Origin of the sequence: Microbacterium sp. 4R-513 (genome assembly GCF_011046485.1) — a bacterium.
Classification (GTDB): domain Bacteria; phylum Actinomycetota; class Actinomycetes; order Actinomycetales; family Microbacteriaceae; genus Microbacterium.
The window spans coordinates 1,488,039-1,511,807 of sequence record NZ_CP049256.1; the positions used below are offsets into that span (position 1 = coordinate 1,488,039).

The window sequence follows — 23,769 nt, forward strand, 5'->3', positions numbered from 1 at the left end:
GCGGCGTGCGTGCGGGGGTTCGGGGCGTGATGTGTTCGCGACGCGCCGACGCCCCCGGCGTGTGCCGGACGAAAGTCGTCCCGAAATCGCGGAGCAACTTGACGCTCCGCTTGCTTATGTCTAAATCAGACATTACAGTGTAGGAACAGAGACAAAGTAGTCAGGAGAACCTTGTGATCCCCGATCGCATCATCGAGCAGGGAACGCTCACGACCGATGGGACGCGTACCTCTGTCGAGGTCCGACTCCCGTGGTACCGCGCCCTTCCGGCCTCGTGCATCGCCGGCGCGAAACTCACCGTCGACGGCGTCGAGGCGCCCGCCGACTCGCTGCGCTGGGAGATGAACGGCAAGACCTTCACCTTCGCCGAGCTCACGCCGAACACCGAGGAGTGGTGGTTCCCCACGGATTCCGCGGTCCTCTCCGGCGACATCGCGACCCCGGAGGACGGCGAGCACACCGTCTCGGTCGAGCTCGTCCTCTACATCCCGTATATCGTCATCGGCGCCGACGAGGTGCTGCACATCGAGGAGAAGGACACCAAGACGATGTCCGCACGGAAGGCGGTGGCGGCATGACCGCGCTCGGCACGCCCATCCAGGGCGTCACGCTCTACAGCTTCACTCGCGCCTTCCACGGCCGCGAGTACGACCTGGAAGGGCTCATCCGCAAGGCCGCGGCCGAGAACTTCGGTCCGGGCCTGGAGATCATCGGCTTCTCGAGCTTCCGCGGCTTCCCCGAGATCGACGACCAGTACGCCGGCTGGTTCAAGGACCTGATCGCCGAGACGGGCCTCGTGACGACGTCCCTCGCGGTCAACGCCGACATCGGCATCCACCGCGACCGGCTGCTCACGCAGGACGAGCTCCTGGAGTACATGCGCCGCCAGATCGCCGCCGCGGCGAAGCTCGGCTTCCCGATCGCGCGCGTGCAGATCTCGATCACTCCCGACTCGATGGAGGCGCTCGCCCCGATCGCCGAGGAGTACGGCGTCACCCTCGCCCTCGAGGTGCACGCCGACCAGTACGCGTCGCACCCGCGCATCCTCGCCCTCCGCGACCGCTACGAGAAGGTGGGGTCGCCGTTCCTCGGCTTCACGATGGACTGGGGTGCGACCGTCTCGGGCTTCGCACCATCGCTCGTCGAGGCGTACCGGCGCCGAGGGGCGTCGGAGGAGCTGCTCGCGGCCGTCACCGGCCTGTGGGACGAGTTCTACCAGCAGGGGCCCCCCGCCGACCAGGCCGACCACGGCCAGCGTTTCGGCCGGTTCATCGGCCTCGCGGCGCAGTACGGTCGCCCCGACCTCGGGATCGACATGGGCATCAATGCGACCGGCCTGTTCGGGCCGGCGCGCGTCGACGACTGGCTCGAGATCTTCCCGTGGATCAAGCACGTCCACGGCAAGTTCTTCGGCATCGACGACCAGCATGAGGAGCCCTCGGTCCCCGTGCGCGACCTCATCCGTCTGCTCGTCGAGAACGGCTACAACGGCGCGATCTCGAGCGAGTACGAGGGCTGGCACTGGAACTCCTGGCAGAGCCCCTTCGACATCATCCGCGACGAGCAGGCCGTGCAGCGTTCGGCTGCCGAGGCGGCCGGCTCCCACATGACGAGGGATGCCGCGACCGCCCGCACGCAGCTGGCCCAGTGGCTTCCCAGCACGACAGGAGCAAAAGCATGACCACCGATAACGGAATCGCGGGTACGGGCATCAAGCTCGGCACGACCCTGTACTCGCTCACGAGCGAGTTCGCCGCCGGCCTGTACACGCCCGAGACCCTCATCGCCGCCGTCGCGGAGGAGGGGATCGGCCCGGGCGTCGAGTTCAACATCGCACAGCTGTTGCGCACGTACCCCGACGTCGACGACGAATTCGTCAAGCTGTGGTTCGATTCGCTCGAGAAGTACGGTCTCGAAGCGAGCGCGGTCGGCACGAACCTCGACATGGGGCGCCGCAAGGATCGCGACATGACGCCCGACGAGGAGCACGACTTCCTCGCCCGTCAGCTGAAGACCGCGCACACGCTCGGCTTCAAGAAGGTCGTCATCCGGTCGCACGGCAAGGAGCTGCTGCGCAGCCTCCTGCCGCTCGCCGAGAAGTACGACCAGTACCTCGGCTACGAGATCCACGCGCCGTCCGGGCCGAACAACCCGGCCGTCGTGCAGATGCGCGAGATGTACGACGAGCTGCAGTCCGAGCGCCTCGGTTTCACCGCCGACTTCTCGTCGACCATGCACAGCCTGTCTCCGCTGCTGCTGGACCAGCTCGAACTGATGGGCATGGATCCGAAGCACTTCGCCGTGATGGACGAGATCTGGCACGAGCCGATGCCTATGAACGAGCGGAACCAGAAGTTCGAGGACTACCTGGTCGGCGAGGGCGTCGACCCGGTCGGCTTCGGGCCGCACACGCGCCTCGCGTTCAACATGCACGGACTCGTCCCGCCGGAGGAGTGGCTCGACATCATGCCGCAGATCTTCCACGTGCACGCGAAGTTCTACGACATCGACGAGAACGGCGACGAGCCGGCGATGGACATCCCGCGCATCGTGCGGCAGTTCGTCCTGGGCGGCTACCAGGGGTACCTGTCGAGCGAGTGGGAGGGGCACGCCTTCGTCGACCTCGGCGTCGTCGACCCGATCGACGTCGTGAAGAAGCAGCACGCGCTCATGCGCAAGGCCATCGAAGACACCGTCGCCGAGCAGTCGAAGGAGACCGCCAATGTCTGACGTTTCGACAAGCTCAACGACCGGTGTGGCCGACATCTCGGTCGCGGAGCTCGCCGCCGAGCTCGCCGACCTCCGCGAGCAGCTCGCCGCCGCGCAGCGTCTGGCGCAGCGCGCCGAGGACCGCGGCCAGGTCGAGAACCTGTTCAACCGCTACATGTACCTGCACAACGCCTTCCAGGACGAGCAGATCATCCCGCTCTGGGTGAAGGAGGGCACCGAAGGCATCCGCGCCCGCTACACCAACGCCGGCCAGTACACGACGTGGGAGAGCGTGACGCGCTACCACCGCGGACGGCCGACGCCCGAGGGCAAGCTCATCCTGCACGCCACGACGACGCCCGTCATCGAGGTCGCCGCCGACGGCGAGACCGCGAAGGGTGTCTGGCTCATGGCCGGAACCGAGTCGGGCCTCACCGACCCGGAGGTCGCAAAGGCTTTCCCGGACATGTACTCGCCTGAGGAGGTGCTCGGCAAGAAGGTCTGGGCGCACTGGGTGTGGTGCAAATACGCGATCGACTTCCTCAAGCAGGACGGCGAGTGGAAGTTCTGGAAGTTCCGCTGCTACGAGCTGGCGCGCGCGCCGTTCGAGGAGAACTGGGTGAGCTTCGGGCTGAAGAACCAGGGCGCGTTCGACCTCGACCTCATGTACTTCGGCGACGACGGGAAGCCCGTCTTCATGCCGCCCGCCGACGAACCCGTGCCGTCGAACAACCACCCGTACAGCCCCGAGACGGTGCAGAAGCTCGAGCCGGCGCCGCCCGTGCCGCATGAGACCTTCACCGACACCTACGCCTGAGGAACAGCCATGGCCACTCACAATTCCCTCTTCTCCGAGAAAGACGTCCGTCGCACCGACAACGGCATCGCCGTCTCGGTTCAGCTGCCGTGGTACCGGAGCCTCTGGCTGTCGGCGGTTGACGATGTGGCGGCAGCCGTCAACGGCGTCGAGATCCCCAAGGACTCGCTCCGCTTCGAGCTGCAGGGCAAGAGCTACCGCATCGAGGAGCTGCCCGAGCAGTCCGAGACGCTGTGGTTCGTCGCAGACAAGCCCGAGGTCGTCATCGACCTCGGTCGCACGCCGGAGCCGGGCGAGAAGCTGACCGTCGAAGTCGTCCTCACGATGCGCCTGCTCTACATGCAGATCATGCCGGGTGTCGACGGCGGCCCCGGCCGGTACGTCACCAACCGCGTGCCCGTCGAGCGCGAGGTCGTGCTGGCATGACCGGCGGTCGGCCGCTGCGGGTCGCGATGATCGGATACGGCTTCATGGGGTCCGCCCACTCCGTGGGCTGGCGTCAGGCGCCGCGCATGTTCTCGCTGCCCGCGGACGTCGAGATGGCCGTCGTGGTGGGCCGCAACGCCGAGGCGGTTCAGGATGCCGCGGCCCAGTGGGGCTGGCAGGAGTCCGCGACCGACTGGCGCGAGGTCATCGCGCGCGACGACATCGACATCGTCGACATCGTGACACCCGGCGACTCGCACGCCGAGATCGCGATCGCCGCGCTCGAGGCCGGCAAGCACGTGCTGTGCGAGAAGCCGCTCGCCAACACCGTCGAAGAGGCGGAAGCGATGGCGGATGCCGCGGCCCGCGCCGCGGCGCGGGGCATCCGCTCGATGGTCGGCTTCACCTACCGTCGCGTCCCTGCCGTGACGTTCCTGCGCGATCTCATCGCACAGGGCGCCGTCGGCAGGATCGCGCAGGTGCGCGCCGCCTACCGGCAGGACTGGCTCGTCGATCCCGAGATGCCGCTCGCGTGGCGCCTCCAGAAGGAGCACGCCGGGTCCGGCGCTCTGGGTGACATCGGCGCGCACATCATCGACATGACGCAGTTCGTCACGGGGCTCTCGGTGGACGCGGTGTCGGGCGTCATCGACACGATCGTCAAGGAGCGTCCGCTGCTCGGCCAGGGCTCGGGTCTTTCCGGTACGGCCGCGGAAGGCTACGGGGAGGTCACCGTCGACGACGTCGCGATCTTCACCGGACGCCTCGCAACGGGCGCGCTGGTCTCCTTCGAGGCGACGCGCTTCGCCACGGGCCGCAAGAACGACCTCTCGATCGAGGTGTCGGGCGACAAGGGCGCCCTGCGCTTCGACCTCGAAGACCTCAACACGCTCTGGTTCTACGACCGGACGGCGCCGGAGGCGACGCAGGGCTTCACGCGCATCCTCGTCACCGAGGCTCAGCATCCCTACGTCGCCGCGTGGTGGCCGGCGGGACACATGCTCGGCTACGAGCACGGGTTCAGCCACCAGGTCGTCGACTTGGTCACAGCGATCGCCGAGGGCAGCGACCCGCATCCGTCGTTCGAAGAGGGGCTGTCCGTGCAGCGTGTGCTCGCGGCCGTCGAGGAGAGCTCGGCGAACGATTCGGCATGGGTCCGGGTCGGCGCCGGAGTTTCCTGGCCGACACGCTGAGCCGACGGAGCTCAGCGGATAGGTTTGACCCAACAACAAAGCAAAGGAGCTGCGATGCCTCGTCCGATCACCCTCTTCACGGGCCAGTGGGCCGACCTCCCCTTCGAGGAGGTGGCGCGCCTCGCCGGCGAATGGGGCTATGACGGTCTCGAGATCGCCTGCTGGGGGGACCACCTCGACGTCTCGCGATGGGATGACGAGGCCTACGTGCAGTCCCGCAAGGACATCCTCGAGCGCAACGGTCTCAAGGTCTGGGCGATCTCGAACCACCTGACCGGTCAGGCCGTCTGCGACGACCCGATCGACCAGCGCCACCGCGACATCCTGTCCGATCGGGTGTGGGGCGACGGCGACGCGGAGGGCGTGCGTCAGCGTGCCGCGGAGGACATGAAGAACACCGCGCGGATCGCGGCGCGGCTCGGCGTCACGCAGGTCAACGGCTTCACCGGTTCGTCGATCTGGAAGGCCGTGGCGATGTTCCCGCCGGCAACCGACGAGTGGATCGACGCCGGGTACCAGGACTTCGCCGACCGCTGGAACCCGATCCTCGACGTGTTCGAGGAGGAGGGCGTTCGCTTCGGGCTCGAGGTGCACCCGTCCGAGATCGCGTACGACTACTGGACCGCGAAGCGCACGCTCGAGGCGATCGGGCACCGCGAGTCGTTCGGCTTGAACTTCGACCCGTCGCACTTCATGTGGCAGCAGCTGGACCCGGTGGCCTTCGTGCTGGACTTCGCCGACCACATCTTCCACGTGCACGTGAAGGAGTCGATCACCAACCTCGACGGCCGAAACGGCGTGCTGGGCTCGCACCTCGCGTGGGCGAACCCGCGCCGCGGCTGGACGTTCGTCTCGACGGGCCACGGCGCCGTGCCGTGGGAGCCCCTCTTCCGCGCGCTCAATGCGATCGGCTACGACGGCCCGACCTCGGTCGAGTGGGAGGACGCCGGCATGGATCGTCTCGACGGCGCTCCCGAGGCCCTCGCCTTCGTGCGCAAGCTCAACGCCATCACTCCGCCCGCGGCGGCATTCGACGCCGCCTTCTCTACGAAGTAGACGGCGCGCCCGGGCGGACTCACAGCCCGGGTTTCCCCGCCGGCAGAAAGACAGGACATGACGACACCGGTGATCGGCGCGCCCGAAAACGCCGCCAAGAAGGTCAAGTGGAGCTACATGGACCACTGGCGCAGCCACGGCCCCGCCGGGCCGTTCGACCAGTGGCAGTCCAGGCTGGCGATGACGCGGTTCCTGCGCCAGGTCGCGGCCGTCGGCTTCGAGGCGATCGACACCTTCGACTTCCGCTTCTGGCAGATCCTCGAGCAGTACGGGTCGGTGGCGAACTATCAGGAGTTCGTGCAGGAGCAGGGCCTCGAAAGGATCGTGAACACGTTCCACGGCGTCTACTACACGCCCGACCGCTATGCCCCGGAGGTGCCGGCGACGCATCCGACGATCCTCGAGGACTTCAAAGTCACGATGGACCGGTGGTCCGGCATCCAGCTCGACAACATCATCGTCATGCCGGGCTCCCGCTACTTCGACGAGGCCGGCGTCAGCGACGACGGGCTCAAGCACGCTGCCGACGTGTGGGGCAAGGTCGGCGAGATCACGCGGGAGTACGGTGTCAATCTGACGTGCCACCACGAGTTCTATGGCGGCATCCGCACCCGCGCGCAGATCGACACCTTCTACGAGTATGCGGACCCCGAGTTCGTGAAGTTCTTCGTCGACACCGCGCAGCACTGCATCGCCGACGTCGACCCCGTCGAGGTCTACGAAGCGCACCACGAGCGGGTGACGGGATTCCACTTCAAGGACACCCGCACGAAGGACGTGAACGCGGACTATCGGCTGTGGCCGGATGCCGAGCTCTCGGCCGTGACGACCGAGAAGTGGTTCTACGAGATGGGTACCGCCGAAGGGCTCGTCGATTTCGAGGCCATGATGCGCTCCGTGCGCGATCACGGCTACACGGGCTGGATCAGCGTCGAGCACGACAAGGCCGACAAGCTCGGCGGTGACTACTCGGAGAGCACCGCGATCTCTCGCTGGTACGCGAAGAACGTGCTCGACGGCATCTACGCGGAAGGCACACGATGAGCGCTGTCCGATGGGCCTACGCCCTCAACCAGTGGGACACGAACATCGATGCGTTCGTCCGCCGACGCGATCACGAGCGCGCCTTCAAGACGATCTCGATCAGCGGCTTCAGCGCGGTCGAGCTCACCGCGGTGAGCTTCGGCCCGTGGGAGCCGTTCGGCAGCCCCGACGAGATCGAGAAGCTCTACGGCTCCCTCGACGGGCTGCGGGCCTTCCTCCGGGAGTGCGCGCTCGAGGGAGTGTCGAGCTACGTCTACGACCCGTTCGTCGGCTTCGAGGTCGAGATGGGGAGGGGTCCCGACCCGCTGGACCCCGGATCGCTGGAGAGGATCGCGCAGACCGCGACCTGGTTCGCGACCGCCGTGCACCGCCTCGGCGGCGGCGCACTCGTCGTTCGCCCGGTCGGATCGGCCTGGCAGACCGGCCCGCTCACCGACGAGCAGATCGGCGTGCTCGCGCGTCTGTGGAACGAGGTCGGGCGCCGGATCGCGAAGGACGGCGTCAAACTCGGACTGCACGTCGACTTCCTCTCCGCGCTCCGGCTTGACGGCGGCATCGACCGCCTGCTCGAAGCGACCGACCCGGACCTCGTCGGTCTCGCGCTGGACACCGCCGAGCTCGCCATCGCGGGCATCGACCCGGTCGAGCTCTTCCGCAAGCACGCGCCCCGCGTCGTGCACGTCCAACTGAAGAACGCCCGACACATCGTCGACGAAGAAGAGGCGCTCACTCCCCACGCCGAGCAGTTCATCCGGACCGAGGGCGGCCCGCGCCGGATCGAGCGCTGGTTCTTCGAGCCGACCGACGAGGGTGGGCTGATCGACTTCGAAGCGTTCGCGCAGGCCGTGGCCGACTCCGGATACTCAGGGTGGATCGTTGTCGAATCGGATCAGAGTCCCCGCCCGGCCGAGAGCGCGATGGTCGCCGGCTGGTACGTGCAGAAGGTGTTGAGACCGATCGTCGAAGGCGGCGCGGCAGCGAGAACAGGAGCGGCGTGACATGCCCGATGTGTTGAATGTCCTGATCCTCTCGGGTCACATGACCCGCGAGCATGACAACGAGTTCCGCAGCTTCCGGCTGCACAGCCAGTGGATCACGACGCTGCTCGAAGACACCGGGCGCTTCAAGGTGCGCGTGGTCGAGGACCCGCGTGGCCTCGGCGCCGACATCATCGACAAGTACGACGTCCTCATCGTCGTGTTCGAGGGTCGCGACGGGTTCTTCGAGAAGGCCGTCGGATTCGGAGCCGAGACGGATGCCGCGATCCTGAAGTTCGTGCACGACGACGGCAAGGGCATCGTGTGGTTCCACGGCTCGGCCGCGCAGGAGGACCGGTGGGGCTACCCCGAGGAGTACAACGTCATGCGGGGCGCGAAGCTCAGCGCCTACGAGACCGGTCTTCGCCCGCGGCCGTGGGGCGAGGCGCAGCTCGACACGGTCGAGCCGCGGCATCCCATCACCGAGGGGATCAGCGCCCGCTGGACGGTGACCGGCGACGACATCCTCACGGGGGTCGACCTCTACGAGGGTGCGCAGGTGCTGCTGACGACCTTCGACGATCTCGAGGCCTATGAGAAGGCGCCGGTGTGGCCCATGTCGCATTACCCGGTGGAGATCCCTGAGGGCGGCATCGCCGAGCTGAACGGCATGAACACCGACCAGCCCATCGCGTGGATCAACGAGTACGGCGAGGGGCGGTCGTTCACCATCACGATCGGCCACGACATCGACACGTTCCGTCGGATCGAGTTCATCCGGATGTTCCCGCGCGGCGTCGAGTGGGCCGCGACCGGCTCCGTGTCGCTGGAGGGACCCGACCGCCGGGGCGAGCGCCGCTTCCTCCCGTGGCCGTACTACAACCACGAAGGATGACGCCGTGACGGGAGAACTGAGGATCGGCATCCTGGGCGCAGGTGGCATCGCGGAGCGGGCGATGGTGGAGCCTTCGCGGGAGGTCGACGGTGTGCGTGTCGACGCGATCGGCGCACGCGACCCGGAACGCGCGGAGGCCTTCGCCGAGCGGCTGGACCTGCCGAAGCACGGCGACTACGAGACGATCCTCTCGGATCCCGACATCGACCTCGTCTACCTCGCACTGCCTCCGATCACGCACGCCGCGTGGGGAGTCCGCGCCCTCCGGGCGGGGAAGCATGTGCTGTGCGAGAAGCCGCTGTCGGTGAACGGCACGACCGCTGCGGCGATCGCGGAGGCCGCCGCCGAGACGGGCCGGCGCGCGTTCGTGGGCTTCCACTACCGGCTGCACGGCTTCACCCAGCGTCTGCTCGAAGTGATCGCCTCCGGCGTGCTGGGCGATGTCGAGCGTGCCGACATCGACTTCAGCATCCCGCACTTCGTCGTGAAGCCCGGCAACATCCGGCTCGACGGCGACCTCGGCGGCGGCGCCGTCATGGACGTCGGCTGCTATGCGGTCGACCTCCTGCGCGCCGCGTGGGGCGAGCCCGTGGTCGAGTCCGCGACGGCGGTGCTCTACGAAGATGATCCGCGGATCGACCTGCAGACGGATGCCGTCCTCCGGCTGCCGTCGGGTGCGCCGGCCTCTGTGCGGGCGTCGTTTCTCGGCGACGACAAGGGCGCCATGTCGCTGCGGGTGTCCGGCTCGGCAGCGGAGCTCGTGGCGACGAGCGTCATCGTGCCGCAGTGGGGAGCAACGCTGCGCGTCACCGCGGGCGGCGATGTCGTGATCGACGCGAAGGCCGCCGAGGGCGAGAACAGCTACGCGCGCCAACTGGAGCACCTCGTGGCCGTGCTCGCCGACGGCTCGCCGAGCATCCTCGACGCCGAGCGCGGCGTCGGCACGATGCGCGTCGTCGACGACATCTACCGGGCTGCGGGGCTCGAACCCCGCTGACCCCCGGCCTTGCGCTCGCCACAGCGTCGGAGATAACCACGACGTCGGACCGAATCGGCGTCAATGACCCGAAGAAGCGGCGATCTCCGACGCTGTGGCGAGCGCGCCGTGCCGAGGAGGCAGTACGGCGGATGTTGCGGCGAGGATGCGGCGGAGCCGCAGTGCCGGATGCCGGGGGTCAGCCGGCGAGGGAGTGGAAGGCCTCGGGCGACAGCGCGTGCTCGATCGCGAGCATCCCGGCCCCCAGCACGGCCGCGTTCTCGGCCGCGGCCGACGGCACGATCGCGAGGTGCTCGGTGGCGAGGGGCATCGACCGCATGTAGACGACCTCGCGCACGCCCGCGATGAGGTGCTCGCCGACGCGGGCCATCGACCCGCCGAGCGCGATGACCGAGGGGTTCATGAGGCTCACGCACGCCGTGAGCACTTCGCCGATGTCCCGCCCGGCCTGGCGCACCGCCTGGATCGCGTCGAGGTTGCCGCGCTTGACGAGCGCGATGACGTCGCTGCTGTTCTGCGCGCTGACCCCCTGCTCGCGCAGCGAGCGGGCGATGGCGGGACCGGAGGCGAGGGCTTCGAGGCATCCCACGTTCCCGCAGTGGCAGGGCACGTCCGAGCCGCGTGCGACGCGCACGTGACCGATGTCGCCCGCGACGCCCTGGGCGCCCCGCTGCAGCTCGCCGCCCGAGATGACCCCCGCGCCGATGCCGGTCGCGACCTTCACGAACATCAGATGCGTCGTCGTCGGCCACGCGGTCGCGCGCTCGCCGAGGGCCATGATGTTGACGTCGTTGTCGACGAGCACAGGCACCTGCAGGTGCTGCTGAACCCAGCCGGGCACGTCGAACCGATCCCACCCCGGCATGATTGGCGGGTTGACGGGCTGCCCCGTCGAGTGCTCGACCGGTCCGGGCACGCCGATGCCGATCGCGACGAGCGAACGGATGTCGCGGCCCGCCTCGTCGAGCAGCGCGGAGGCGGCGTCCACCATCGACGTCAGCACCGCCACGGGTCCCTCGGTCACGGCGAGCTGCTCGCTGCGCTTCGCGAGGATCGCCCCGGTCAGGTCCATGACGGCCACGGTCGTGTGCGAGGCGCCGATGTCGGCGGCGAGCACGACGCGTGCGCTCGGATTGAGCGCGAACTGCGAAGGCGGCCGCCCACCGGTGGACGCGGCATCCGCCACCGGCATGATGAGGCCCATCCGCATGAGCTCATCGACGCGCGCCGCGATCGTCGATCGTGCGAGTCCCGTCGACTTGGCGAGCTGCGCACGCGTGCGCGGTGTGCCGTCACGCAGCAACTGGAACAGCTCCATCGCGCCGCTGCCGGCGGGGGCGGATTCCGACGAGAGAGTGACCACGATTCAGTCAATCACCGTGTCCGGCAGCGCGATGCCGCGCGAGTTCCCGGCGGGTGACGGATGCTTCTCCCCGCCGCCGCCGGGCGTTCACGTGGCTCGGCCGGTCGGCTTGGCGAAGCGCTGCTGCAGGAGCACGGCGACGACGATGATGATGCCCTTGGCGACCGCCTGCACCGACGACGAGAGGTTGTTCTGGATGAACACGTTCGACAGCGTCGCGAAGATGAGGACGCCGAGAACGGTGCCCGTGATCGTGCCGCGACCGCCCACGAGGAGCGTGCCGCCGACGACGACCGCTGCGATCGCGTCGAGTTCGTAGAGCGTGCCGTGCGTCGACGTCCCGGCCGTCGTGCGCCCGAGGATCATGACGGCGGCGATGCCGGCGGTGAGGCCCGAGATCGCGTAGAGCCACACGGTGTGCCGGCGGACGTTGATGCCCGCGAGGCGCGCCGCCTCGCGGTTGCCGCCGATCGCGACCGTGCGGCGGCCGAAGGTCGTGCGGTTGAGGAGGATCCAGCCGACGACCGCGACGAGCACGAAGATCCAGATCAGCACGTCGACGCCGAGGAAGTCGGCGTTGAAGAACGTGACGAATCCGCGCTCGCGGATGACGAGCGTGCGCCGCTCGGCGAGGATCTCGGCGAGACCGCGCGCCGCGACGAGCATCGCGAGGGTCGCCATGAACGCGACGACCTTGCCGTACGCGATGACGACGCCGTTGATGAGGCCGGCTGCGACACCGACGGCGAGCGCCGCGATGACCATGACGATCCAGTGGCTGCGGTCGGCGAAGTCCTGCATCGCGTCGAGGGTCGCGACGACCGAGGCGAGGCCCATCACCGAGCCGACCGACAGATCGATCCCGCCCGAGATGATGACGAACGTCATGCCGATCGAGATCACGCCGATGATCGAGGCCTGACGCAGGATGACGAGCATGTTGTTGACGCTCGTGAAGGTGTCGCCCGCGGTGATCGCGCCGACGATGAAGATCAGCAGCAGCGCTACCACGAGGCCGAGGTTGCGTCCGACCGATCCGCTGAGGACGCGCCGGAGCATTGACTGATCGGACCGGTCCGGCTTCTCCGGCGCCTGACCGGGCGCCACGGCGAGGGCCTCCACGCCCGTACTCTGCTGCTCGCTCACGCGGCTGTTCCTTTCATGACCAGGTCGAGCACTCCGTGCTCGTCGATGTCGGAGGCGGGAAGGATGCTGAGCACCCGGCCCTCTGCGATCACGAGCACCGTGTCGGCGAGGCCGAGCACCTCCTCGATCTCGCTCGAGACGATGACCACGGCGTTGCCGGCGGCGGCGAGGCGGCGGATGAGCGAGTAGATCTCGGAGCGGGCTCCGACATCCACGCCGCGGGTCGGCTCGTCGAGCAGCAGCACGCGCGTGCCGTGCACGAGCCATCGCGCGAGCAGGATCTTCTGCTGGTTGCCGCCCGAGAGTGTCAGCGCCGCGCGGTCGGGGTCGGGCGGGCGCAGCTCGAGCGCCTCGATCTGCTCCCGTGCGGTGCGGCGCTCGGCGCGTTCATCGAGGAAGCCCGCCTTCGCGAAGCGCCCGAACGACGAGAGTGTGACGTTGACGAAGATCGGCTCGTCGAGCACGAGTCCTTGGCTCTTGCGCTCCTCGGGCGACAGGCCGATCCCCGCCGAGACGGCTTTCGTGACCGAGCCGCGTGGGAGCGGCTTGCCGGCGACCGACACCGTACCGCCCGACCGCTTGCGGGCGCCGTAGATGGTCTCGAGGATCTCGGAGCGCCCCGACCCGACGAGGCCCGCGAGCCCGACGATCTCGCCGGCGCGGACGCTGAACGACACATCCTCGAAGACGTCGGCGAGCGAGAGGTTCTCGACAGTGAGCATCGTCGGGGAATCGGCCGGGATGGGGACCGCCGGCGGGAAGACGTTCTCGACCGAGCGGCCGGTCATGAGGCGGATGAGCTCGCTGGTGGGCGTATCGGCGACCGGCAGCCCGCTCGCCATGCTTCGTCCGTCCTTCAGCACCGTGATGCGGTCGCCGATCTGCCGGATCTCCTCGAGGCGGTGCGTGATGTAGACGACGGCGATGCCGGAGCTGGTCAGCTCGCGGACGACGTGGAAGAGGTTCTTGACCTCTTCGGTGTCGAGAACGGCGCTCGGCTCGTCCATGATGATGAGCTTGATGTCGTGGGACAGCGCCCGCGCCATCGAGACGATCTGCTTGTTGGCCGCCGAGAGCTGCCCCACCTCGGCGTGCGGCGAGAGGTTGCCGTGGCCGAGGCGGCGCAGCAGCTCGCGGGTCTGCTTGGCGGCCTCGGATCGCTTCGTGAAGCCGCCGCGAGCGAGCTCGTGGCCGAGGAAGATGTTCTCGGCGATCGTCAGGCCGTCGACGACGTCGAGCTCCTGGTACATCGTGGCGATGCCGAGCCCGATGGCGGCCTGCGGGTCGGGGATCTCGACATCCTCCCCGCGCCACACGATCGTGCCCTCGTCGGGTCGGTAGACCCCGGCGAGCAGCTTGATGAGCGTCGACTTGCCCGCACCGTTCTGCCCGAGGATGCAGTGCACCTCGCCCGGCAGCACCTGCAGGTCGACGCCCCGCAGCGCCTTCACGCCCGCGAAGGCCTTGGCCGCGCCCTTCACCTCGAGTAACGACGATGAGTGGTCATCTTTGATCACGGCACGAACATAACATGCGGTCGGGTCCGCGTCGATGGACTGATACGTGAGGCGGGCGCCTCACGCCGCCGCAGAACCGGGCGACTCTCAAATTCACTTCTGCCGCAACATATACAAAAGGTGTCGCTCTACGCGGCGGCTCTGCTACGGTGGCGGCGTCAGCGTGGACAGACGGGACCCGTGCGATGTGCTCCGGCCTCTCGCCCCGTGCGCTGAGGAACTGCATCACATTCAAGGAGGAAGCATGCGTTCACTTCGGAAGGCGGGTGCCCGGACCTTCGTCGCAGGCATCGTGGCCCTCACAGCGGTCGGACTGCTGGCGGGCTGCACGGACAACGGCGGAGACAGCGAGAACGTCGTCGACCAGGGCACGACGAGCGACGAGAACCAGGCGAGCGGCGACACCGTCACGATCGGCTTCTCGGGGCCGGCCGCCGACCACGGCTGGCTTGGCGCGATCAACTCCGGCGCGCAGGCGGCGGCCGACAGCTTCGACGACGTCGAGCTGAAGATCGCGGAGGGCACCAACGACGCGAGCGCGCAGATCGCCGCTGTCGAGACGTTCATCAACGACAAGGTCGACGCCATCGTCCTGCTCCCGACCGACGGGGCGGCGCTCACCGAGGTCGCGATCAAGGCGATGCAGGCGGGCATCCCGGTGATCAACGTCGACCGCGAGTTCTCGAGCCCCTTCGCCGCCCGCAGCACGATTCTGGGCGACAACTACGGCATGGGCGTCTCGGCCGGCACGTACATCTGCGAGCAGCTCGGCGACAAGCCCGACGCCATTGTCGCCGAGATCGCCGGCATCGACTCGCTCCCCCTCACGCAGGACCGGTCGAAGGGCTTCGCCGACGCCCTCGACGACTGCGGCCTCGAGGTGAGCGCCCGGGTCGCGGCCGACTTCACGGTGCAGGGCGGGGAGGCCGCGGCATCCCAGCTCCTCTCGGCCAACCCGCACATCGACGCCATCTGGAACCACGACGACGACCAGGGCGTCGGCGTCCTCGCCGCGATCGACGCCGCCGGCCGCAACGAGTTCTTCATGATGGGCGGCGCGGGGTCGAAGAACGCCATGGACGCGATCAAGGCCGACGACTCGGTGCTCAAGGCGACGGTCATCTACCCGTCGACGCAGGCGGCCGACGGCATCGCCCTGGCCCGTCTCATCGCGCAGAGCAAGACGCTGAGCGACATCGTGACGCCGAGCGTTCCGAACCGCATCGTGCTGGACGCTCCTGTCGTGACGAAGGAGAACGTCGACCAGTACTACGACCTGGCGTTCGAGTCCTGACCGTCCGACACTGATCGTGCCGGGGTGCCCGCGGGGGAGGCGGGCACCTCGGCTCCTTCCCGCGAGAGGACACACCGCCGTGACCACCGAAGAGACTTCGACCCCCCGCGCTCTGAGCGTCGCCATGATCGGCTACGGCTTCATGGGCGCCGCGCATTCGCAGGGCTGGCGCGTCGCCCCGCGCTTCTTCGATCTGCCCCTGTCGCCGTCGATGGACGTCGTCGTGGGGCGGGATGCCGCGGCCGTCGCCGCCGCGGCCGAGAAGTGGGGCTGGCGCGAGACCGCGACCGACTGGCGCGAGGTCATCGCCCGTGACGACGTCGACGTCATCGACATCGTCACGCCGGGCGACACGCACGCCGAGATCGCGATCGCCTCGCTCGAGGCCGGCAAGCACGTCCTGTGCGAGAAGCCCCTGGCCAACACGGTGGCCGAAGCCGAGGCGATGACGGATGCCGCGTCCCGCGCCGCTGCCCGCGGCGTGCGGTCGATGGTCGGCTTCACATACCGCCGGGTCCCCGCCGCCACCTTCGCGCGCGACCTGGTCGCCGCGGGGCGGATCGGCGAGATCCGCCAGGTGCGGGCGGAGTACCTGCAGGACTGGCTGATGGACGCCGAGGCGCCGCTCACGTGGCGCATGCAGAAGGAGCGCGCCGGTTCGGGCGCCCTCGGCGACATCGGGGCCCATGCGATCGACCTCACCGAATACATCACGGGGCAGCGGGTCGAGACCGTCTCGGGAATCCTCGAGACGATCGTGGCCGAGCGCCCGCTGCTCGGCGAAGGCGTGGGGCTGTCGGGCACGGCACGCGAGGAGCGGGGCGCCGTGACCGTCGACGACCTGGCGCTCTTCACGGGACGGCTCTCGTCAGGCGCTCTGGCGTCGTTCGAGGCCACCCGGTTCCGCACCGGCCGCAAGAACGCGCTCCGCATCGAGATCGCCGGGTCGCTCGGCGCCCTGTCGTTCGACCTCGAGCGCATGAACGAGCTCGGCTTCTACGACGCGACGGCGCCCGGGACGGAGCTCGGCTTCCGCCGCATCCTCGTGACCGAGCACGACCACCCGTACCTCGCGCCGTGGTGGCCGACGGGGCACATGCTCGGGTACGAGCACGGCTTCAGCCACCAGGTGGCGGACTTCGTCACGGCGATCGCCGAGGGCTCTCAGCCCGAGCCGTCGTTCGAGGACGGCCTGCACATCCAGCGCGTCCTCGCCGCGGTGGAACGCAGCTCCGACGACGGCAGTGCCTGGACCCCCACCGACAGCTGAGCCCGCCCTCCGGCCCCTGAGCTTGTCGAAGGGTCGAACGCCGCGCGCCGCTCAGGCGACGGTGACGGATGCCCCGGCCAGCGCCGTCCTGGCGAGGGCGAGGTGCGCGCGGGTCATCGTGGCGGAGTCGTCGTCGAGCCACTCGTGGCCGCCCCACTCGCTCGTCAGCGTGCCCGTGAAGCCGACGCGCTGCAGCGCCGTGCCGATGTCGGCGATGGGCCGCGAGACCCGGCCGTCGGCGTCGTCGAGGTCCCAGAACTTGAGGTGCACCCCGGCGGTGAGCGGCAGAAGCGGCTCGATGTCGGCCACCGTCGATCGCCCGAAGCGGATCAGGAGGTTCATGAACAGCGTGTGCACGGCGGGCGGAACGTCTCCTCCGCGGAGCGCCGAGATGACGGCCGCGTGCGTCTCCGGCTCCCGCCAGGCGGTGTCCAACCGCTCGACGAGGGCGGGGGCCACGCCGCCCTCGCGCAGCTCGTCGAGGTAGCTCGGCGGAAGCGACGGCATCAGCATGCTGATGTCGATGAGCACGCGGATGCGCGGGTCGTCGAGTGCGTGGAGCACCTCCAGGTTCTCGGCGATCGCCGGCACGTCGAGCGTCTGCTGTCCCTGGATCTCCTCGTACAGCACGACGTCGTGCTCGGCGAGGACGGGCTGGAGTCGCCGCAGCAGCTCCGGACCCGCCTGGCCGAACGGCACCCGCACACCTCGGGCTCCGAGGAGGGCCGCGGCGCGCAGCTGCGGCTCGAGGAACGCGACGCGCTCGTCGACGCTCCGTCGCCGGGCCGGCAGCGCCCAGTCGTCGAGGCTCCCGCCGAGGATGCTCACGGTGCCGCCGACGGCTTCCATCCGCGAGCGGAAGGCATCCACCTCGCTCGCGGACGGCTCGGGGAACGAGCGCCACAGCTGACCGGGCTCGATCTCGATCGTCGATGAGACGCCGTCCTCGACGATGCCGAGGGCGAGGTCGGTGGCGGGCCGGACGGCGCGGATCACCTCGGGAGTCCAGTTGAAGGCGCTCGCGCCGAGGTCCCACGCGGAGGAGGGCGCTTCCTCGTCGATCCGCGGCGGTTCCTCCCGCTCCGCTCGGTCCACGACCGAGGCGGGTGCCTGCGGCGGCGCGTCGAGGGTGAGGGCGGCATCGGCGCGGAAGGGCAGCGTCAGCGGACCATCGGGGCCGGCCTGGAGGTACGGAACGACCAGCGTGAACGACACCGTCACGTCGTGGGCGCCGGGGCGCAGCATCCGTCTCCCTTCGAGCGTGAGCCGGTCCTGCAGGAACCACCAGCCGGACTCGAAGGCGAGCGCCGACGGCGCGACGCGGTGCCGTTCGAGCGCCACGACGATGTCGACGGGCTCGCCGTCGATCGACACGGCGAGGTCGGTCACGCTCGCGAGCGGAAGGGAGCGGATCCAGGGGAGGCTGACGCGGAGGGCGAAGCCGGACTCGGTCGACGACAGCGCGTCGGGCAGCAGGATCGGGAGCGGCACGGGCTACTCCCCGCGGAGGCGGACGGATGCGGACATGGGGCACACTTCCTCGTGTCTCGGAGCTTGAGACAGGAAGCTACACGCTTTTGTCGAAAAGCGGAAGAAGTGTTTCAGGCGGCCACGGCGAAGATGCCCTCGACGGTCGGGCGACCGTCCGCGAACCACCGCGGGAAGGTCGCGTCGAAGAGCTGCTCCCGCACCATCTCGGCGCCGCCGCGCAGCGGCTCCCGCACGTCGTTCACGGACTGGGCGATCGTGAGGTCGCGCGTCGCCAGGGGGAGCGACAGTTCGTACACGCGGTGCCGCACCTCGGCCAGGAAGATCTCGCCGGCGGCGGGGACGGCCCCGCCCACGACGATCGTGCTCGGATTGAACATGTTGACGAGGGCGGCGATCGACTCGCCCATGACCCGCGCGGACCGCTGCACGAGCGCGATCGCGACGGCGTCTCCGTCCTCGGCGGCCATCGAGATCCGCTCCGGCGTGATGGTCTCGCCCTCCGCGGCAGCGCGCGCGAGGTATCCGGTCGCCCCGTCCGCGATCGCCTGCTCGGCGTCGCGGACGAGTGCCCACCCGCCGGCGACGGCCTCGAGGCATCCGATCTTCCCGCATCGGCACGGCACATCCGAGTCGCGGACGCGCACGTGTCCGATGTCGCCCGCGGCGCCGTTCGCGCCTCGGTGCAGGCGCCCCTGCGAGAGGAGTCCCGCGCCGATGCCCGTGCCGATCTTGCAGTAGATGAGGTCGGCGTGCTCGTCGCGCCGGCGCGCGCGCTCGTTGAGGGCGAGGAGGTTGACGTCGTTGTCGACCCAGACGGGCGCGCTGTAGCGCTGCTCGAATTTGCGCCGGACGTCGAAGCCGTTCCACCCCGGCATGATCGGCGGCGCGACGGGGCGGCCGGTCAGGAAGTCGACGGGGCCGGGCACGCCCACCGCGACGCCCCAGACGGGCACATCGGGGGTGCGCTCGAGCAGCTCGTCGAGCATCGCCATCGCCGTGTCGAGGGTCTCCGCCGGCCCGCGCGAGATGTCCCATGCGCGGTGCGTCTGGTCGATGATGTCGCCCTCGAGCAGCGCGACGCCCACGTGGATGTGCAGGGCTCCCAGGGCGCAGACGACGATGCGGCCCCGCTCGCTGCGGAAGCGGAGAGTGCGGGGCGCGCGGCCGCCGGAGGAGGGACCGAACTCGCCGTCCTCGAGGAAGCCCATGTCGATCGCCTGGTCGACGCGCTGCGTCACGACGCCGCGGCCGAGGCCCGTCACGCGGCCGATCTCGGGACGCGTGGATGCCTCGTGGGTGCGCACCATGTTGACGATGCGCAGCAGGCTCGTCACTTCGTCGGTCTGGGCGCCGAAGCGCAGTGTGGACTCCTTGGCCATAGCAGATTCTGACACAAGCTCGATGAACCTGTGTTCATTTGGGCACATCTATCGTCACAGCGATGAAAACTTATGTACTCTTTCCGCATAAGCGAGGGAGGGCGAAGATGCCTCACGGAGTGGGCGTGATGGGGGCGGGGCCGGGTGTTGCGGCGCTCCACCTGCCCACCGTCGCGCGTCTCGCAGACGACTTCCGAGTCGTCCACGTGACGGATGCCGGGAGCGGCCGAGCCGCTTCGCTTGCAGCTCGCACGGGTGCGCGCTCGTCGGCCGGCATCGAGGAGCTGCTCGCCGATCCGGCTGTCGAGGTCGTCGCGATCTGCAGTCCGCCGGCCGAGCACGACGAGCAGATCCTGGCGAGCGTCGCGGCGGGCAAGCGCGCCATCCTGTGCGAGAAGCCGATCGCGACGACCATCGCCGGCGCCGAGGGGGCGATCGACGCATGTCGCCGCGCCGGCGTCGCCCTCGTCGTCGGGACGAACCACTACTACGACCCCGCGTGGGGGAGGGCCCGGCACCACCTCTCGACCTCCGGCGGGCCGGTCGTGTCCATCTCGGTGACCCTCGCCCTGCCGCCCAACGGCCGGTACCACGACGTCGTGACGGAGGCCTTCGAACCCTCGCCGGGACGGCCGCCGGCAGACCTCACGAACCCGGTGATCGCGGCCGGCGTCGTGCGTGCACTCCTGACGGGCCTCGCCATCCACGACATCCCGCTCGTCCGCGACCTCGCCCCCCAATTCGAGCGAGTCGTCTTCGCCCGGGCGCTGGCACCCGTGGGCTACGCGGTGGGGTACATCGCGAGCGGCGTGCCCGTGCAGCTCACGACCGTCATGCGTCCCGACGGCGCCGACGCGCTGTGGCGGCTGACCGTCACGACCGATCGCGATCGGCTGGACGTCACCTTCCCGCCGGCCTTCGTCCATGCGGGGAGTGCCGCCGTGCGGCTCCGCGCCGTCGACGGCCGCGACACGAACTATCCGCGCGAAGAGTCCGACGGGTACGTCGCGGAATGGCGGGCGCTCGCCGAGCTGCTCGAGAGCGGGGAGCCGGTCGAGTACGAGGAGCTGCTCGACGACGTCCGTTACGCCCTGCGGCTCGCCGATGAGGCGTCGCGACTCGTGGAGGCGTCGGCATGAGCGTGCCTGTGTTCACCTCGCTCGATCGCTACCGCGGCGCGATCGCCGAACTGCCCGCGACGGCCGCCGTCGCTGCGTCGCCCGAAGGCGCCGTCGTCGTCCTCGACGGAGCCGGGCGGTGGTGGAACGACGTCGGCGGTGCGCTGTCTGCCGGTGCGGTCGCGGTCGTCGTCAGCCGGCCGCGCGCCGCTCCCGCCGAGGTGCTCGCCGCCGTCGCCGACCTCCCGATCGTCCTCGAGCGCCCGCTTGTGCGGCCGGACCTCGCGTCCGAGGTCGTCGAGGCGCGGTCCGCGGCCCGGCCCCCATCGGCGATCGTCGTCGAGTGCCACGCGCCGGCACCTGCGCTCGAAGCCGCCCTCGCCGAAGCCCTGGGCTGGAGCCGGTTGTTCGCCGGTGAGCAGCTCGAGGTACAGTCCGCGCGATTCACCGGCGGCCGCGGCATGGCGCTGATCGAGGCGGGGGGCGCGGCATCCGTCTCTCTCGTCGTCGCGACGTCGACGGGTGCGCCGCCCGACGGGCGGCTGCGGGTCACGGCGCTGGGGGAGACCCTCCTGGAGCTCGAGATCGAAGACCAGGACGTGCGCTTCGCGGCGACGGATGCCTCGTCCCGCCGGATCTGGCCGACGCGGTTCGAGAGTCCGCAGCGCCTAGCCCTCCGCCGCGCCGCGGCCGTCCAGACCGGCCAGGCGCCCCCGGATGTCGCCGAGTTCGCGCGTGACCGCACGCTCGCCGAGGCGATCCTGCGAGGCGGCGCCGCGGTACGGGCCGAGGCATCCACTTCATAAACATCGCTGATCCGGCTGATAGGCGATATGCCGTTCCCCGATATGCCGGTCTCCGACGAAAGTTGTTGACGGGATAACCCCGATGACTCACCGAAAGGGATCGAAGATGATCAAGCTGCTCTCGCACTTGTCGTACGTGGCGATCACGTCACCGGATGTCGAGGCATCCGTCGACTTCTACGTCAACCAGGTCGGACTCACGGTCGTGGACCGCGTGGACGGCGCCGTCTACCTGCGCTGCTGGGGCGACTACTACGCCTACTCCGTCGTGGTGCTGCCGGGTGACGAGCCCTCGCTCGACACCGCCGCGTGGCGAACCTCGAGCCCCGAGGCTCTCGAGGAGGCGGTCAAGCGCATCGAGGCCGCGGGCGTCCAGGGCGAGTGGGTCGACGTGCACAAGATCGGCCGCGCGTACCGCTTCACCGGCCCGTTCGGCCACACGCTGACGCTCCACTGGGACGTCACGCGCCACAAGGACACCGAGGGCGACGCGGCGTCGATCTACCCCGACCGTCCGTCGCGCCGCAGCAAGGTCGCGGGCGCCCCGCGCCAGCTCGACCACGTGACGGTCGCGACGAGCGACGTCGACGCCTTCGTCAAGTGGTACGTCGACGTGCTCGGCTTCCGCTTCATGGCCCGCACAGTGCTCGACGAGGCCCCCATCTCGGTCTTCTCGGTGCTCACGACCAACGAGAAGTCGCACGACCTCGGCGTCGTGCTCGACGGCTCGACCCGCGCCGGCCGCGTGAACCACTACGCCTTCTGGGTCGACACCCGCGAGGAGCTGCTCATCGCGGCCGACATCCTCGGCGAGAACGGCTACCCGATCGAGTACGGTCCGTCGATCCACGGCATCGGCGAGCAGAACTTCCTCTACTACCGCGAACCCTCGTCGCTGCGCATCGAGCTGAACACCGGCGGGTACCGCAACTACGTGCCGGACTGGGAGGCCAACACCTGGCGTCCGTCGCAGGGATCGAACAACTTCTACCGCAACAGCGTCATGCCGATGTCGATGACGGAGTCGTTCCCGCCGGCCGACGGTCCGTCGGCGACGGAGGAGGGCGTGCCGGACGAGATCCGCGACGCTCTGCTCAACCCCTACGCCAAGCAGGGCCAGGGCTGACAGGCTCGAGGGCGGGGATGCTTCCTGAAGGGCATCCCCGCCCTCGCACCACGTTCGACACCACGAACTCGGAGGACACATGACGACGACGTCAGCCGGACTGACCGCTCCTTTCGCCCTCGCACGATTCCGCGACGGCGATTCCGTGCGTCTGGGGCTCGTCGCGGGCGAGCGCATCCGCCCGCTCTCAGCGGACGACCTGGGCGCCCCCGACCTCAACGCCTTCCTCGCCCACCCCGACTGGCAGCGCCTGCGGGCGCTGGCCGAGTCCGCCGAGGGGCGGTGGATGCCGCTGGCCGACGTCGTGCTGACGGCTCCCGTCGAGCCGCGCCAGGTGCTGCAGGCGGGCGCGAACTACCGGGAGCACGTCATCGAGCTCGTCGTCGCGGGTCTGACGCAGGACAGCAGCCGCACGCCCGAGGAGGCGCGCGCCTTCGCCGCGAAGATGATGGACGACCGCGCCGCGAACGGCGAGCCCTACTTCTTCATCGGCCTGCCGACGGTCGTCGTCGGCGACGACGTCCCCCTCGTCCTGCCCTCGTACAGCGAGGTGCACGACTGGGAGCTCGAGCTCGCGATCGTGATCGGCACCGAGGCGTTCCGCGTCTCGCGCGAAGAGGCCCTCGACCACGTCGCGGGGTACACGATCGTCAACGACATCACGACGCGTGACCTCGTGTTCCGCAAGGACATGAAGGAGATCGGCACCGACTGGTACCGCGCCAAGAACGCGCCGGGCTTCCTTCCGACGGGTCCGTTCCTCGTGCCCGCGCCGTTCGTCGACGGATCGAACGTCGCGGTCCGTCTCGACCTCAACGGCGAGACGATGCAGAACGGTTCGACGAGCGACCTCCTCTTCGGCATCGCCGCCCTCATCTCGACCGCCTCGCAGACGCAGGCGCTGCTGCCCGGCGACCTGCTGCTGACCGGGAGCCCTCCGGGCAACGGCCAGCACTGGAAGCGGTTCCTGCGCGACGGCGACGTCATGACGGGGACCATCGAGGGCCTCGGCACTCAGGTCGTCCGCTGCCTCGCGGAAGGCCCCGCGGTCTGATGGAGTCCCACTTCCCTTCCCGCATGTCCCGAAATGCGCCGCTCAGCGGCCTCCTCACCGACCCAATTCGGGACATGCTCGCCACGGCGAA

General features: G+C 69.3%; 22 protein-coding genes. 17 read left to right on the top strand and 5 right to left on the bottom strand.

Going from position 1 to position 23,769, the window contains the following annotated elements; translation table 11 throughout:
* The first annotated feature begins 173 nt into the window (after positions 1 to 173).
* From G5T42_RS06500 to G5T42_RS06550, 11 genes are read left to right on the top strand one after another with little or no spacing between them, the layout of a single operon-like run.
* Positions 174 to 578, top strand: a complete 405-nt coding sequence (locus G5T42_RS06500) for a DUF6379 domain-containing protein (protein ID WP_165126975.1) — start codon at positions 174 to 176, stop codon at positions 576 to 578.
* Entirely contained in the window at positions 575 to 1,681 is a 1,107-nt protein-coding gene (locus G5T42_RS06505) for a TIM barrel protein (protein WP_165126977.1), read from the top strand. The genes G5T42_RS06500 and G5T42_RS06505 overlap by 4 nt, the downstream gene beginning before the upstream one ends.
* The gene (locus G5T42_RS06510) at positions 1,678 to 2,730 is read left to right on the top strand and encodes a sugar phosphate isomerase (RefSeq protein WP_165126979.1); all 1,053 of its coding nucleotides are present in this window, start codon (positions 1,678 to 1,680) and stop codon (positions 2,728 to 2,730) included. The genes G5T42_RS06505 and G5T42_RS06510 overlap by 4 nt, the downstream gene beginning before the upstream one ends.
* Positions 2,723 to 3,526 (top strand): nuclear transport factor 2 family protein, encoded by an 804-nt coding sequence (locus tag G5T42_RS06515; RefSeq protein ID WP_165126981.1) that lies wholly within the window; start codon positions 2,723 to 2,725, stop codon positions 3,524 to 3,526. The genes G5T42_RS06510 and G5T42_RS06515 overlap by 8 nt, the downstream gene beginning before the upstream one ends.
* Positions 3,527 to 3,535: 9 nt before the next feature.
* Entirely contained in the window at positions 3,536 to 3,952 is a 417-nt protein-coding gene (locus tag G5T42_RS06520; protein ID WP_165126983.1) for a DUF6379 domain-containing protein, read from the top strand.
* Positions 3,949 to 5,145, top strand: a complete 1,197-nt coding sequence (locus G5T42_RS06525; protein ID WP_206535722.1) for a Gfo/Idh/MocA family oxidoreductase — start codon at positions 3,949 to 3,951, stop codon at positions 5,143 to 5,145. The genes G5T42_RS06520 and G5T42_RS06525 overlap by 4 nt, the downstream gene beginning before the upstream one ends.
* Before the next feature lie 54 nt (positions 5,146 to 5,199).
* Positions 5,200 to 6,201 (top strand): sugar phosphate isomerase/epimerase family protein, encoded by a 1,002-nt coding sequence (locus tag G5T42_RS06530; protein ID WP_165126985.1) that lies wholly within the window; start codon positions 5,200 to 5,202, stop codon positions 6,199 to 6,201.
* A 57-nt stretch (positions 6,202 to 6,258) separates the two neighbouring features.
* Positions 6,259 to 7,245: a TIM barrel protein gene (locus G5T42_RS06535; protein WP_165126987.1), complete on the top strand. Its 987-nt coding sequence runs from the start codon at positions 6,259 to 6,261 to the stop codon at positions 7,243 to 7,245.
* A complete protein-coding gene (locus G5T42_RS06540; RefSeq protein ID WP_165126989.1) occupies positions 7,242 to 8,243 on the top strand; it encodes a TIM barrel protein in 1,002 nt (333 codons plus the stop codon). The genes G5T42_RS06535 and G5T42_RS06540 overlap by 4 nt, the downstream gene beginning before the upstream one ends.
* A 1-nt stretch (position 8,244) precedes the next feature.
* The gene (locus tag G5T42_RS06545; protein ID WP_165126991.1) at positions 8,245 to 9,117 is read left to right on the top strand and encodes a ThuA domain-containing protein; all 873 of its coding nucleotides are present in this window, start codon (positions 8,245 to 8,247) and stop codon (positions 9,115 to 9,117) included.
* A 4-nt stretch (positions 9,118 to 9,121) separates the two neighbouring features.
* On the top strand, positions 9,122 to 10,114 hold the full coding sequence (locus tag G5T42_RS06550) for a Gfo/Idh/MocA family oxidoreductase (RefSeq protein WP_165126993.1): 993 nt from the start codon (positions 9,122 to 9,124) through the stop codon (positions 10,112 to 10,114).
* Between the two features lie 178 nt (positions 10,115 to 10,292).
* On the opposite strand, the gene G5T42_RS06555 is transcribed toward G5T42_RS06550, so the two are convergent.
* From G5T42_RS06555 to G5T42_RS06565, 3 genes are all read right to left on the bottom strand, one after another.
* The gene (locus G5T42_RS06555; RefSeq protein ID WP_165130117.1) at positions 10,293 to 11,432 is read right to left on the bottom strand and encodes an ROK family transcriptional regulator; all 1,140 of its coding nucleotides are present in this window, start codon (positions 11,430 to 11,432) and stop codon (positions 10,293 to 10,295) included.
* Between the two features lie 132 nt (positions 11,433 to 11,564).
* Positions 11,565 to 12,536, bottom strand: a complete 972-nt coding sequence (locus tag G5T42_RS06560) for an ABC transporter permease (protein WP_165130118.1) — start codon at positions 12,534 to 12,536, stop codon at positions 11,565 to 11,567.
* Between the two features lie 83 nt (positions 12,537 to 12,619).
* A complete protein-coding gene (locus G5T42_RS06565; RefSeq protein WP_241245987.1) occupies positions 12,620 to 14,140 on the bottom strand; it encodes a sugar ABC transporter ATP-binding protein in 1,521 nt (506 codons plus the stop codon).
* Positions 14,141 to 14,384: 244 nt separating this feature from the next.
* Between G5T42_RS06565 and G5T42_RS06570 the strand changes: the two genes are divergently transcribed.
* Positions 14,385 to 15,434: a substrate-binding domain-containing protein gene (locus G5T42_RS06570; protein WP_165126995.1), complete on the top strand. Its 1,050-nt coding sequence runs from the start codon at positions 14,385 to 14,387 to the stop codon at positions 15,432 to 15,434.
* Positions 15,435 to 15,558: 124 nt separating this feature from the next.
* Positions 15,559 to 16,704 carry a Gfo/Idh/MocA family oxidoreductase gene (locus G5T42_RS06575; RefSeq protein WP_165130120.1) on the top strand — a complete coding sequence of 382 codons (1,146 nt, stop codon included), beginning with the start codon at positions 15,559 to 15,561 and terminating at the stop codon, positions 16,702 to 16,704.
* A 51-nt stretch (positions 16,705 to 16,755) separates the two neighbouring features.
* Here G5T42_RS06575 and G5T42_RS06580 read toward each other — a convergent pair whose 3' ends face one another.
* Both G5T42_RS06580 and G5T42_RS06590 read right to left on the bottom strand, forming a co-directional pair.
* A complete protein-coding gene (locus G5T42_RS06580) occupies positions 16,756 to 18,195 on the bottom strand; it encodes a sugar phosphate isomerase/epimerase (RefSeq protein WP_241245988.1) in 1,440 nt (479 codons plus the stop codon).
* Positions 18,196 to 18,305: 110 nt separating this feature from the next.
* Positions 18,306 to 19,574 (bottom strand): ROK family protein, encoded by a 1,269-nt coding sequence (locus G5T42_RS06590; protein WP_165126997.1) that lies wholly within the window; start codon positions 19,572 to 19,574, stop codon positions 18,306 to 18,308.
* Between the two features lie 107 nt (positions 19,575 to 19,681).
* Between G5T42_RS06590 and G5T42_RS06595 the strand changes: the two genes are divergently transcribed.
* The 4 genes from G5T42_RS06595 (at position 19,682) to G5T42_RS06610 (ending at position 23,678) form a co-directional block, all read left to right on the top strand.
* Positions 19,682 to 20,713 (top strand): Gfo/Idh/MocA family oxidoreductase, encoded by a 1,032-nt coding sequence (locus G5T42_RS06595; protein ID WP_165126999.1) that lies wholly within the window; start codon positions 19,682 to 19,684, stop codon positions 20,711 to 20,713.
* The gene (locus tag G5T42_RS06600; protein ID WP_165127001.1) at positions 20,710 to 21,498 is read left to right on the top strand and encodes a hypothetical protein; all 789 of its coding nucleotides are present in this window, start codon (positions 20,710 to 20,712) and stop codon (positions 21,496 to 21,498) included. The genes G5T42_RS06595 and G5T42_RS06600 overlap by 4 nt, the downstream gene beginning before the upstream one ends.
* A gap of 106 nt (positions 21,499 to 21,604) precedes the next feature.
* Positions 21,605 to 22,624 (top strand): VOC family protein, encoded by a 1,020-nt coding sequence (locus G5T42_RS06605; RefSeq protein WP_165127003.1) that lies wholly within the window; start codon positions 21,605 to 21,607, stop codon positions 22,622 to 22,624.
* Positions 22,625 to 22,703: 79 nt separating this feature from the next.
* Positions 22,704 to 23,678, top strand: a complete 975-nt coding sequence (locus G5T42_RS06610; protein WP_165127005.1) for a fumarylacetoacetate hydrolase family protein — start codon at positions 22,704 to 22,706, stop codon at positions 23,676 to 23,678.
* Positions 23,679 to 23,769 lie beyond the last annotated feature (91 nt).